14 protein-coding genes and 1 tRNA gene are annotated in these 12108 nt (G+C 69.9%); 9 read left to right on the forward strand and 6 right to left on the reverse strand.

What is annotated here, in order from left to right; translation table 11 throughout:
• The first annotated feature begins 111 nt into the window (after window positions 1-111).
• Genes paaA through AMK10_RS26870 form a run of 5 tightly spaced genes read left to right on the forward strand, consistent with a single transcriptional unit; the run spans window position 112 to window position 3678 of the window.
• The gene (gene paaA, locus AMK10_RS26850) at window positions 112-1140 is read left to right on the forward strand and encodes a 1,2-phenylacetyl-CoA epoxidase subunit PaaA (protein WP_073750607.1); all 1029 of its coding nucleotides are present in this window, start codon (window positions 112-114) and stop codon (window positions 1138-1140) included.
• A complete protein-coding gene (gene paaB, locus AMK10_RS26855) occupies window positions 1137-1427 on the forward strand; it encodes a 1,2-phenylacetyl-CoA epoxidase subunit PaaB (RefSeq protein WP_030972485.1) in 291 nt (96 codons plus the stop codon). Before paaA ends, paaB begins: the two co-directional genes overlap by 4 nt.
• Complete coding sequence (gene paaC / locus AMK10_RS26860; protein ID WP_073750609.1) at window positions 1424-2125, forward strand: 1,2-phenylacetyl-CoA epoxidase subunit PaaC; 702 nt, start codon at window positions 1424-1426, stop codon at window positions 2123-2125. Before paaB ends, paaC begins: the two co-directional genes overlap by 4 nt.
• A complete protein-coding gene (gene paaD, locus AMK10_RS26865) occupies window positions 2119-2616 on the forward strand; it encodes a 1,2-phenylacetyl-CoA epoxidase subunit PaaD (protein ID WP_073750611.1) in 498 nt (165 codons plus the stop codon). The genes paaC and paaD overlap by 7 nt, the downstream gene beginning before the upstream one ends.
• Complete coding sequence (locus AMK10_RS26870; RefSeq protein ID WP_073750613.1) at window positions 2617-3678, forward strand: 2Fe-2S iron-sulfur cluster-binding protein; 1062 nt, start codon at window positions 2617-2619, stop codon at window positions 3676-3678.
• A gap of 426 nt (window positions 3679-4104) precedes the next feature.
• Here the strand turns inward: AMK10_RS26870 and AMK10_RS26875 are convergent, their stop codons facing one another.
• The 4 genes from AMK10_RS26875 to AMK10_RS26890 all read right to left on the reverse strand — a co-directional run bounded on the left by AMK10_RS26875 (window position 4105) and on the right by AMK10_RS26890 (window position 8343).
• Entirely contained in the window at window positions 4105-4449 is a 345-nt protein-coding gene (locus tag AMK10_RS26875) for a rhodanese-like domain-containing protein (RefSeq protein WP_073750615.1), read from the reverse strand.
• A gap of 47 nt (window positions 4450-4496) precedes the next feature.
• Window positions 4497-5525 (reverse strand): J domain-containing protein, encoded by a 1029-nt coding sequence (locus tag AMK10_RS26880; protein ID WP_073750617.1) that lies wholly within the window; start codon window positions 5523-5525, stop codon window positions 4497-4499.
• Window positions 5526-5584: 59 nt separating this feature from the next.
• Window positions 5585-7042 carry a DUF2252 domain-containing protein gene (locus AMK10_RS26885; RefSeq protein WP_073750619.1) on the reverse strand — a complete coding sequence of 486 codons (1458 nt, stop codon included), beginning with the start codon at window positions 7040-7042 and terminating at the stop codon, window positions 5585-5587.
• 224 nt (window positions 7043-7266) lie between these two features.
• On the reverse strand, window positions 7267-8343 hold the full coding sequence (locus tag AMK10_RS26890) for a hypothetical protein (RefSeq protein ID WP_073750620.1): 1077 nt from the start codon (window positions 8341-8343) through the stop codon (window positions 7267-7269).
• An 82-nt stretch (window positions 8344-8425) separates the two neighbouring features.
• On the opposite strand from AMK10_RS26890, the gene AMK10_RS26895 reads away from it, so the two are divergent.
• A complete protein-coding gene (locus AMK10_RS26895) occupies window positions 8426-8878 on the forward strand; it encodes a MarR family winged helix-turn-helix transcriptional regulator (protein ID WP_073750622.1) in 453 nt (150 codons plus the stop codon).
• Window positions 8879-8911: 33 nt separating this feature from the next.
• On the opposite strand, the gene AMK10_RS26900 is transcribed toward AMK10_RS26895, so the two are convergent.
• Window positions 8912-9256, reverse strand: coding sequence for a winged helix-turn-helix transcriptional regulator (locus AMK10_RS26900; RefSeq protein ID WP_073750624.1), 345 nt, complete (start codon window positions 9254-9256; stop codon window positions 8912-8914).
• Between the two features lie 157 nt (window positions 9257-9413).
• On the opposite strand from AMK10_RS26900, the gene AMK10_RS26905 reads away from it, so the two are divergent.
• Window positions 9414-10025, forward strand: a complete 612-nt coding sequence (locus AMK10_RS26905) for an FMN-dependent NADH-azoreductase (protein ID WP_073750626.1) — start codon at window positions 9414-9416, stop codon at window positions 10023-10025.
• Between the two features lie 257 nt (window positions 10026-10282).
• Here AMK10_RS26905 and AMK10_RS26910 read toward each other — a convergent pair.
• Window positions 10283-10365 (reverse strand) — tRNA-Leu (locus AMK10_RS26910).
• Between the two features lie 315 nt (window positions 10366-10680).
• Between AMK10_RS26910 and AMK10_RS26915 the strand changes: the two genes are divergently transcribed.
• Window positions 10681-11541, forward strand: coding sequence for an FhaA domain-containing protein (locus AMK10_RS26915; protein ID WP_073750628.1), 861 nt, complete (start codon window positions 10681-10683; stop codon window positions 11539-11541).
• 10 nt (window positions 11542-11551) lie between these two features.
• Window positions 11552-12067, forward strand: a complete 516-nt coding sequence (locus AMK10_RS26920; protein WP_073750630.1) for an FHA domain-containing protein FhaB/FipA — start codon at window positions 11552-11554, stop codon at window positions 12065-12067.
• Window positions 12068-12108: the final 41 nt, after the last annotated feature.

The raw sequence follows: 12108 nt of genomic DNA on the forward strand, positions 1-12108 counted from the left end.
CCCCGATCGCCGTCGATCACCGCTCAGTTATCCACAGGGTTGACACCCTACGGGCCTCCGACCCACCATTGAAGTCAAGGAACCGAACGATCGGTCGGTAGGGAGCCCGGGATGGCGGCAGTGACTGCGGACCAGACGACGCAGAGGACGGCAGGCACGGCGGATTCGGTGGACGCGGCGCGTACGGCGGCCTTCGACGCCGCGGTGGCGGCCGACGACCGGATCGAGCCCCGGGACTGGATGCCCGACGCGTACCGGGCCACGCTGATCCGCCAGATGGCCCAGCACGCCCATTCCGAGATCATCGGCATGCAGCCCGAAGCCAACTGGATCACACGGGCACCCTCGCTGCGCCGCAAGGCGATCCTGATGGCGAAGGTCCAGGACGAGGCGGGACACGGGCTGTATCTGTACAGCGCGGCGGAGACGCTGGGGACCAGCCGCGAGGAGATGCTCGACAAACTGCACGCGGGCCGGCAGCGCTATTCCTCGATCTTCAACTACCCGACCCTGACCTGGGCGGACGTCGGCGCGATCGGCTGGCTGGTGGACGGCGCCGCGATCACCAACCAGGTGCCGCTCTGCCGCTGCTCCTACGGCCCGTACGCCCGGGCGATGGTCCGTATCTGCAAGGAGGAGTCCTTCCACCAGCGCCAGGGATATGAGCTGCTGCTCGCCCTCAGCCGGGGCACGCCCGCCCAGAACGAGATGGCGCAGGACGCGGTGAACCGCTGGTGGTGGCCCTCCCTGATGATGTTCGGCCCGCCCGACGACGCCTCGGCCCATTCGGCGCAGTCGATGGCCTGGAAGATCAAGCGGCACTCCAACGACGAGCTGCGCCGGCGCTTCGTCGACATCTGTGTTCCGCAGGCGGAGGCCCTCGGACTCACCCTTCCCGACCCCGACATCCGGTGGAACGAGGAGCTGGGGCAGCACGACTACGGGGCGATCGACTGGACGGAGTTCCAGGAGGTCCTCAAGGGCAACGGCCCCTGCAACGAACAGCGGCTCGACCAGCGGCGCACGGCCCACGAGGAGGGCGCCTGGGTCCGCGAGGCGGCAGCCGCGTACGCGGACAAGCACGCGGCACGGACCGGAACAGCCGGAACGACCGCCCAGCCAGTGGAGGCCACCGCATGAGCAGCTCGACCGACTGGCCTCTGTGGGAGGTGTTCGTGCGGTCACGGCGCGGACTGTCCCACACCCACGCGGGCAGCCTGCACGCGCCGGACGCCGAGATGGCCCTGCGCAACGCACGCGATCTGTACACACGACGCTCCGAAGGCGTCTCCATCTGGGTGGTCCCCTCGACGGAGATCACTGCCTCCTCACCGGACGAGAAGGACTCGTTCTTCGAGCCCGCCGGGGACAAGCCCTACCGCCATCCCACGTTCTACGAGATCCCGGAAGGGGTGAAGCACCTGTGACCGCGGCCCTCGCCCTCGGTGACGACGCCCTGGTGCTCTCGCACCGTCTGGGGGAGTGGGCCGGCCACGCCCCCGTCCTGGAGGAGGAGGTGGCACTGGCGAACATCGCCCTGGACCTGCTGGGGCAGGCCCGGATGCTGCTCTCGTTCGTGGGCGACGAGGACCAGCTGGCCTACCTCCGCGAGGAGCGCGCCTTCCGCAACGTCCAGCTGGTGGAGCAGCCGAACGGCGACTTCGCCCACACCATCGCCCGCCAGCTCTACTTCTCCGTGCACCAGCACCTGCTGTACGAGCAGCTGGCCGCCGGTGAGAGCGAGTTCGCGGACCTCGCGGCGAAGGCCGTCAAGGAAGTCGCCTACCACCGCGACCACGCGGAGCAGTGGGTCCTGCGCCTCGGCGACGGTACCGCGGAGAGCCACGAGCGCATGCAGCGGGCGCTGGACGCTCTGTGGCGGTTCACCGGCGAGCTGTCCGAGCCCGTCGAAGGCCTCGACGTCGATCAGCAGTCTCTGCGCGACAGCTGGCTGACCGCGGTGGCCTCCGTGGTGGAGCGCGCCACCCTCACCCTTCCGTCGGGCCCGCAGTCAGGTGCCTGGACGGCTGGAGCAGGCAGGCAGGGCGTGCACACGGAGCCGTTCGGCCGCATGCTCGCCGAGATGCAGCACCTGCACCGCAGCCACCCGGGGGCGTCATGGTGACCGAGACCCCTCTCGAAGCGGAACTCCACCGGCTGGCGGGCTCCGTGCCCGATCCCGAACTCCCGGTGCTCACCCTGGAGGAGCTCGGCGTGCTCCGCGGTGTGCGGGCGGACGGGCCGGACAAGGTCACCGTGCGGCTCACCCCGACCTACACCGGCTGTCCTGCCATCGAGACCATGTCCACCGACATCCAGCGTGTCCTGCACGACCACGGCGTCGCGGAGGTCTCCGTGGTCACGGTGCTCGCCCCGGCCTGGTCGACGGACGACATCAGTGACGAAGGCCGCCGCAAACTCGCGGAGTTCGGCATAGCGCCGCCACGGCCCGGCCGAGTGGCGGGCGGGCCGGTGCCGCTGATCCTGTCGGTGCGCTGCCCGCACTGCGGCTCCACGGACACGGAGTTGCTGAGCCGGTTCTCCTCCACGGCGTGCAAGGCGCTGCGCCGATGCGTGGCGTGCCGCGAACCGTTCGACCACTTCAAGGAGTTGTAGATGTTCCATCCGCTCCGGGTCAGCGCGATCGAACGGATCACGGACGACGCGGTGGCCGTCACCTTCGCCGTGCCGGCCGAGCTGCGCGAGACCTTCCGCCACAGGCCCGGCCAGCACCTGAATGTGCGCTACTGGATCGACGGCGAGGAGATCCGCCGGTCGTACTCGATCTGCGCACCGGCCACCGAGGAGCCGGCCGAGCCCACGCTCCGGGTGGGCATCCGCAGGGTCGACGGGGGCGCGTTCTCCACCTTTGCGCTCAAGGAGCTGGCCGTCGGTGACCAGGTGGAGGCGATGCCCCCGATGGGGCGTTTCATCCTCGACCCGCGCCCAGGACACTTCGCGGCGATCGTCGGCGGCAGCGGCATCACACCGGTGCTGTCGATCGCCTCGACACTTCTGGCACGGCAGCCGGGGGCGCGCTTCTGCCTGATCCGCAGCGACCGTACGGCGGCGTCGACGATGTTCCTCGACGAGGTGGCCGAGCTCAAGGACCGCTATCCGGACCGCTTCCAGCTGGTGACCGCGCTGTCCCGGGAGGAGCAGGCGGCCGGGCTTCCCTCCGGCCGGCTGGACCGTGAGCGGCTCACCGGACTGCTGCCCGCGCTGCTGCCGGTGTCCGACGTGGACGGCTGGTTCCTGTGCGGGCCGCTCGGCCTGGTCGAGGGAGCCGAAGGCGCGCTGCGCGCACTCGGCGCCGACCGCTCGCGCATCCACCAGGAGATCTTCCACGTCGCCGACGAGGGGACGGCCCGGACCACGGCCGCCCGGGTGGAGGAGCCGGCGGAAAGCACGCTCACGGCGACCCTGGACGGCCGGTCGGGCAGCTGGCCGGTCCAGGGCGGTGAATCACTGCTGGACACGGTGCTGCGGAGCCGCTCGGACGCTCCCTACGCCTGCAAGGGGGGAGTGTGCGGGACCTGCCGGGCGTTCCTGGTTTCCGGCGAGGTGCGTATGGACCGCAACTTCGCTCTGGAACCGGAGGAGACCGGGGCCGGCTTCGTGCTCGCCTGCCAGTCGCATCCGGTCACTCCCGAAGTGGAGATCGACTTCGACCGCTGAGACACGCACCGACATTCCCCCCGGACCCTCCCGGGCACGCGGGTACTCCACGTCGGGCTGCGCCCCTCCGCGCACACCGGCAGCGGCCGACGGATCGCCCCCGCAGGATCGCGGAACGCCGGGAGCCAGGTGCCGGGAGCCGTGTTGCCCGGGAGCAGCCTGGATGAGGAAACCCGGCCTGAATCCGGAAGTGCGGGGCCCTCGGAGCAGGCCGGAGAAACCGGAGAGGAAGCAGGCCTGAGCATCCGTGCCGGTTTCCCAGGGCGCGGGTGCTCAGGCCGAAGCCGAAGCCGGGGGCGGCGAGTGCCCCGCCCAGCCAGGGGCGCGGACGCCAGGCCGAGGCAATGGGCGCAGGTGCCAGGCAGACAGGCAGACAGGCAGACAGGCAGAAGTAACGGGTGCGCGGCTGCCGGGCGGATCGGTCCGTCAGAGGACGAAGGCCGAGCTCCCGCTGTCCGTGACCATCGGGCGTCCGGCGCCGTCCCAGGCGAGCATGCCGCCGTCGATGTTCACGGCGTCAATGCCGTGCTGCACGAGGTACTGCGTGACCTGGGCAGACCGGCCCCCGACCCGGCACATCACATGCACACGCCGCCCGTCGTCGGCCGCCTCGGTCAGCTCACCGAAGCGGCTCACGAAGTCGCTCATGGGAATGTGCAGCGCGCCCTCGACGTGACCGGCCGCCCACTCGTCGGCCTCCCGGACGTCCAGCACGAAACCGTCGGACGGAACCGCCGCGACGTCCACCGAGGGCAGCGGAGCGAAATTCATGGGTCATGCCTTCTCTCGTACGTACGCGCCAAGGGTCTTCCGAAACGCTACTGCACCAGGCTCGCCAGCTCGTTCTCACGCTGGGCCACATCGGCCAGAAGCTTCTCGCCGATGTCGTCGAGCAGCCGGTCGGGGTCGTCCGGCGCCATCCTCAGCATCGAGCCGATCGCGCTCTCCTCCAGCTCCTGCGCCAGGACGGTGAGCAGTTCCTTGCGACGGCTCAGCCACTCCAGCCGTGCGTAGAGCTCGTCGCTCTCGCTCAGCCGTAGTTCCGGCGCCACCGGGCCCGCGGCCCACTCGGCAGCCAGCTCCTTGAGCAGCGCCACGTCGCCACGTCCGTAGGCGGCGTTCACACGGGCGATGAACTCGTCCCGGCGGGTCCGCTCCTTCTCGTCCGGCGCGAGATCCGGATGTGCCTGGCGGGCCAGCTCCCGGTAGAGCTTGCGCGCCTCCTCGCTCGGCCTGACCCTCTTCGGCGGCCGGACAGGCTGCTCGGTGAGCATCGCCGAGGCCTCCGGCGAGAGCCCGTCGGAGTCCATCCAGTCGTGGAAGAGCTCGTCGACGCCGGGCATCGGCATGACGATCGCCCGCGCCTCCTGCGCCTTGCGCAGATCCTCCGGATCGCCGGTCTTCGCGGCCCGTGCCTCCGCGATCTGGGCATCCAGCTCGTCGAGTCGCGCGTACATCGGGCCGAGCTTCTGGTGGTGCAGCCGGGAGAAGTTCTCCACCTCGACCCGGAAGGTCTCCACCGCGATCTCGAATTCGATCAGCGCCTGCTCGGCCACCCGCACGGCCTTCGCGAGCCGCTCCTCGGGCCTGGGCTTGGCGGACTCACCCGCCGCCGCACCACCAGGCGTGTCACTGGAAGTCGTGTCACCGGAAGTACCGCCCTCCGCGCCACCGACGGCGGGGCTGGCATCGCCCGTGACGGCGCCGGGCTGCGGCACATCGTCCGGAGCCGTCCGCAGGTCGTCCCGGGACGTCTCCCGGGCGTGCTGCGGCTCTTCCTGCCGGTCCTGGTCCTGCCGGTCTTCGTCGTTCCGGGTGGTCGGCACCCCGGCGGCTTCGTGGGTCACCCGTCCAGCGTATGGCCATGCCCAGAGGCATGAAGACACACGGTGCCCCCAAGACCCGCTCAGACTCCGAGCTCGGCGGCTATTCGCCCGGCCCGGACCGCCTTGAGGAGCTCGGCGTGGTCCGCTTCCGTCCTGTCCGCGTACGTCACGGCGAAATCGGCCACCGCCGCGTCCAGCTCGGTGTTCTTCCCGCAGTAGCCGGCGAGCAGCCTGGGGTCGGCACTGTGCGCGTGGGCCCTGGCCAGCAGCGCGCCGGTCATCCGCCCGTAGTCGTCCACCTGGTCCGCGGCGAGGGCGGCCGGATCCACGCTGCCCTTGCGGTTCCTGAACTGGCGCACCTGGTACGGCCTGCCGTCGACCTCGGCCCAGCCGAGCAGTATGTCGCTGACGACCTGCATCCGCTTCTGCCCGAGCACCACCCTGCGCCCTTCGTGCACCACGTCGGGCACCTCGAAGCCCGCCTGCGGGAGATACGGGGCCAGCGCGGAGGGGCGGGCCTCCTTCACCTGGAGGACCAGCGGCTCACCGCGATGGTCGAGCAGCAGCACCACGTACGACCGGGTCCCCACGCTGCCCGTGCCGACCACCCGGAACGCCACATCGTGTATCGCGTAGCGGGCAAGCAGCGGGACCCTGTCCTCCGAGACCGTCCCGAGGTACCCCTCGAGCCCGGCCGCGACCGCCGCGGCCTCCGCGTCCGGCACCCTGCGCAGCACGGGCGGTGCGTCGACGAAGCGGCGGCCACCGTCCTCGCAGTCCTCGGTGGACCTGGCGGCGAAACGGGCGCTCGTGTTGTTGCGTGCCTTGGCGGAGACCCGCTCCAGCGTCCCCAGCAGGTCCCGCGCATCCGTGTGGGAGACGAGCTCCTCGTCGGCGATGGCGTTCCACGCGTCGAGTGCGGGCAGACCGGCCAGCAGACGCATCGTGCGCCGATACGCGCCGACCGTGTCGTACGCGCCCTGCCGGCAGGTGTCCTCGTCCGCTCCCGCGACGCGTCCCGCGAGGACCAACGAGGTGGCGAGCCGCTTCAGATCCCACTCCCAGGGGCCGAAGACGGTCTCGTCGAAGTCGTTGAGATCGATGACCAGGCTGCCGCGCGCATCGCCGTACAGACCGAAATTGGCCGCGTGCGCGTCGCCGCAGAGCTGGGCGCCTATGCCGGTGACCGGCGTGCCCGTCAGGTCATGTGCCATGAGTCCGGCCGAACCGCGCAGAAAGGCGAAGGGCGTCGCGGCCATCCGCCCCACCCTTATGGGCGTCAGGCCCGGGACCCGGCCCCGGTTCGACTCCTCCACCGCCCGCACCGCGTCCGGCCTGTCCGCGGGCAGGGCGAGTGAACTGTGCGAGGACCTGGGGACCTTGAGCCTCAACGCCTTACCGGCCTCCTTCGGAGACACCGCAGCGGGCCCGAGCGTCCGCACCCCCGCCGGAACGCGGGGCGCGAAGCCGGGAACCACCGGAATGCGCCCGTCTCCCGCCGTCCGCTGCGCCGGCACCGTCGCCTCGACTTCGCCCATGGAGCGTCGCCTCCCCCGCCCTCGTGCCGGCCGTTCCGTCCGACCAACATCAACTGCGGACGACCGTACAACTGTCCCGCCAGAGCCGTCTGCCCCTGTGGACAACTCCGGCGGTCGGCCTGTGGACAACCTCTGAACCAGCAGAGCCCTCAGGCCGGCCCGCACCACCCGGGCCGGCCACACCGCGGGACCACGCCCCACAGCCAGGGCTGTCCGTGCGCCCGTCACACCCCGACCGCTTCCTCCATCTCCTCCTCGGCGCCGGCGGCCGACCGGGCGGCGGCCTCCACCGCGTGCGCCCGCGCAGCGGCCTCGCGGCGCCTCCTCGCCTCGGCCAGGCCCGCCACCCCCACGACGACCAGTCCGGCCACGAACCACAGGGCCAGCACCAGCACATGGCCGCCCAGCGCGTAGCCGCCGAAGTACACGTGGCTGCGCACTCCTTCGACGAAGCCCGCACCGTTCCAGAAGGCGTGCAGCGACCCGAAGAAGCCGGGCTGGAGCTCGGGCCGGAAGATGCCGCCGGAACTCGTGAAGTTGAGCATCACGAAGAGGAACATCACTCCGAGCGTCGTCCACCGCTTGAGGAAGGTGTGCAGCCCGACGCCGATGAGCAGGATTCCCGCCGAGTACAGCCATGCCATCGCCCAGAGCCCGCCGAGTCCGTGGTCCACCAGGCCGAACACCGGCCCCGCGAAGGCCACACCGATCAGGCTCACCACGAGCGAGGTGCCGAGGGCCAGAGCCGCCCTGATCCGCAGAGCCAGCACCGCGCCCGCGCCGCCGATCACGGCGACCGAGGCGTACGAACCGATGCTGACCGCCACCAGCAGGAAGAAGATGCCCTGCCCCGTCGGATCGCCGTCCGCCGTGGGCGCGACGTCCGTGACCCGGAGAGGCTCTCCCTGTCCGGCCGCGACCTCGGTGAACACCTTCTGGACCACGGTGGCCGTGGTGTCCGACGACGCGCCCGCCACGATCAGCTCGGGGCTGCCGCCCGGCACGTAGGCGCCGTAACTCTGCTGCGTCCTCAGGTGGTCCACCGCACCGGCACGGTCGGCCACGGTACGCACGCTCAACCCACCGTCGCCCTTGTCCTGCAAGGTCTGCGCGAGCACCTGGGCACTCGCCCCCGAGCCGACCACGTCCACCCTCAGTTCGTGCGGCTCCGGGGCGTGGAAGGCCCCCAGGTAGGCGAGCCCCATGCCGATGCACATCAGCAGCGGCGTGACGAGGTGACTGAGAACATGACGCAGCGCACCGGCGGTCGAGCCGGAGGCGGCACTCGGTCCTGCGGACATTTCGACGACTCCTCCAATGGTTGGCTTTTACAACTCCTACACTTGTTGTAGCATACAACTAAAGTCCGGGAAGGTGATTCACATGGCAGACGCCCCCCAGGAGCGCGAGGAATCGCTGGATGTCATCCAGCGCGAGCTGACGGCCTTCGCACGCCGCGCTCGCGCCGCAGCGGCGCGGCTCCACCCGGATCTGCCGCTGGTCTCGTACACGCTGCTCGCCCACATCGAACACCAGCACGGATGCCGCGCGACCGATCTGGCGGCGCACTACATGCTGGACAAGTCCACGGTCAGCCGGCAGGTGGCCGCCCTGGAGAAGCTCGGCCTGGTCGAACGCCACCCGGACCCGGACGACCAGCGCATCCAGGTGCTGCACCCCACGGCCGCCGGGACCGAGGCTCTCGCCTCGACCCACGCCAGCCGCCGGGCCGCCTATCGGGACCGCCTCGGCGCATGGTCGTCGGACGACCTCGCGCAGTTCGCGGAGTACCTGCTGCGCTACAACTCGACGGGCGAGGACACCACCGCCCGCTAGACACCCGCCCGCGCGACCGCGGGCCGGCTGCGGTCAGCAGCCCCCGGACTCCCCGAGATACACGTTCGCCCACTTACCCAGCTCGTCCAGCGCGGGCCCCATGGCGGTACCGGCCTCCGTGAGGCGGTAGGAAACCCGCAGCGGGGGCCCTTCGTCCACCTCGCGCACCACGAGACCTGCCGCCCCCAGCTCGGTGAGCCGGTCCGAGAGCATGCGCTCGCTGATACCCGGAACCGCTCGGCGCAGTTCCGCGAAGTGCACGGGCTGCCGCATCAGCACCGAGACGATCGGACCGGTCCAGCGCTTCCCGAACAGCTCGAAGACGCGGGTGATCCCCACATCGACCTGCCGACAGGACTGCTCGCTGTGTTCCGCCATGCCCCCAGAGTACTGCGCCACCGTGCGGGACTTATTAAAAGTAAGGGACTGTGTTAATAATAGGTACGTACTGAAATTCAGGGCTGGTCCTGCCGTGCACGTCACCTCCCCATGACATACGCGCAGATCTGCCCGCCCGAGCCCCCCGGAGACCCCCATGACCACGCTCCTCCACCTCGACTCCGCCGTCTTTCCCCAGGGCTCCACGTCCCGCGATGTCACCGCAGCGTTCGTCACGGCCTGGCGCGAGCAGCACCCTGAGGGCCGTGTCGTGTACCGCGACCTCGCCGCGGAACCCCTTCCCCACCTGAACGCCTCATCCGCGGCCGCCGGCGCCGAGGACGCACTGCGCGGGGAGCTGGCCGCCGAGCTGGCCGACGCGGACGCCGTGCTCATCGGCGCACCGATGTACAACTTCTCGATCCCGTCCACCCTCAAGGCCTGGCTGGACCAGGTGATCATCGTCGGCCACAACTCCGGCCCCGACGGCCCTGTCGCCGGCAAGCCCGTCACGATCGTGGCGAGCCGAGGCGGTTCGTACGCCCCCGGAACCCCCCGGGAGGACTTCGAGTTCGTCCAGAACTACCTGGAGAAGGTGCTCACGGGCATGCTGGGCGCGGAGGTCGATTTCATCGTCCCGGAGCTGACGCTGGCCCATTCACAGCCCTCGATGGCCGAACTCATCCCGCTCGCCGACGCGTCCCGCGCCCAGGCGTTCACCGACGCCACAGAGAAGGCCAAGGCCCTGGCGGCCCGCTTCGCGGCCTGAAGGCCGGAGACACGCACCCGGATGTCCCGCCGGGCGCCCCACAAGGCGCCCGGTCACCAAACACCCTGATTGGTACGCATCCGACGTTTCACGTGAAACAGAAGCCACCCTCGCCCAGCAGCGGCGGGACGGCCTCCCGAGATTCACAGCCACTCACAGGACCATCGGGCCCGCACAACGAAGAACCCCCGCACCGGATCTCTCCGGTGCGGGGGTTCTGTCGAACCAACCCGACAATCGCAAGCGACTGCCTGTTGTGCGCGAGGGGGGATTTGAACCCCCACGTCCCTAAGGACACTGGCACCTGAAGCCAGCGCGTCTGCCGTTCCGCCACTCGCGCATGAGTGGTGTTTTCAGACTCTCTCACCGTGTGGTGCGAGCGCCTGGCGACATCCGGAAGATTAGCACGCTGGACAGGGTGGATTCACATCCGTTGTTTCGCGGGACCCACGAGGGGAACCGGGAACGCGGGAAGCCCGGCCCCACTCCTCCTGAGTGCACCCGGAGTGCGGGACACTGTCAGGAGGCCACCTCTACGATCCGTGTGAGGGGTGACACTCATCCACAGTGCAGACAAGGGGAACCAGCCGATTTCCCGACGCGTGGATACGATCAGTAAGCAGTACAGGGATGACGACACCGGAGGAGGTGCCCCATGGGAGTCATGAAGCGTTTCGAGCAGCGTCTCGAAGGTCTGGTCAACGGCACCTTCGCCAAAGTCTTCAAGTCCGAGGTGCAGCCGGTCGAGATCGCGGGCGCCCTCCAGCGCGAGTGCGACAACAACGCGACGATCTGGAACCGCGAGCGGACCGTGGTGCCGAACGACTTCATCGTCGAACTCAGCACCCCCGACTACGAGCGCCTCAGCCCGTACTCCGGACAGCTCGGTGACGAGCTGGCCGGTCTCGTGCGCGACTACGCCAAGCAGCAGCGGTACACCTTCATGGGGCCGATCAAGGTCCACCTGGAGAAGGCCGACGACCTCGACACGGGTCTCTACCGCGTACGCAGCCGGACCTTGGCGTCGAGTTCGTCACAGCAGCAGGGCCCGCAGGGCGGCCCTGCTCCCCACGCCCAGCCGAACCGGCCCGCCCCGCAGGGACAGGGCGGTTACGGCTACCCGCCGTCCTCCGCTCCGCCCATGCCCGCGGCTCCGCCGCCCGGCTCGGGGCGTCCGGGAGGACCTTCCAGCGACTGGCGCCAGCCCGCCGCCTCCGGCGCCATGCCGGACGCCCAGGTACGGCGCTGGATCGAGATCAACGGCACCCGCCATCAGATCTCCCGCCCGACGTTGGTGATGGGACGAAGCACCGACGCCGACGTGCGGATCGACGACCCCGGCGTCTCGCGCCGGCACTGTGAGATCCGGACCGGAACGCCCTCGACGATCCAGGATCTCGGGTCCACCAACGGCATCGTGGTGGACGGGCAGCACACCACCCGCGCTACGCTCCGCGACGGCTCGCGGATCGTCGTGGGCAGCACCACCATCGTTTACCGGCAAGCCGAAGGGTGAAGCGGGGGCAATGTCAGAGCTGACCCTGACGGTCATGCGGCTAGGTTTCCTGGCTGTTCTGTGGCTATTCGTAATCGTGGCCGTCCAGGTCATTCGCAGCGACCTGTTCGGTACGCGCGTCACGCAGCGCGGCTCACGCCGCACTGCCGGTGACGCCCGCCCGCAGCAAGGTCGCCAACAGCAGGCGGCGCCGCCTCAGCAGCGCCAGCAGTCCGGGCGCCAGCGCCGCGGAGCACCCACCAAGCTGGTCGTCTCCGAGGGCTCGCTCACCGGCACCACCGTCACGCTCCAGGGCCAGACCATCACCCTGGGCCGGGCGCACGATTCAACGATCGTGCTGGATGACGACTACGCCTCCAGCAGGCATGCCAGGATCTACCCGGACCGTGACGGCCAGTGGATCGTCGAGGATCTCGGGTCCACCAACGGCACCTATCTCGACCGGACCCGGCTCACCACCCCGACACCTGTTCCGCTGGGCGCGCCGATCCGCATCGGCAAGACCGTCATCGAGCTGCGGAAGTAGTACGACAATGAGCGAGCGGAGCGAGCGAGCCGCGGCGGTCC

Origin of the sequence: Streptomyces sp. CB02058 (genome assembly GCF_001905505.1) — a bacterium.
Taxonomy (GTDB): Bacteria; Actinomycetota; Actinomycetes; order Streptomycetales; family Streptomycetaceae; genus Streptomyces.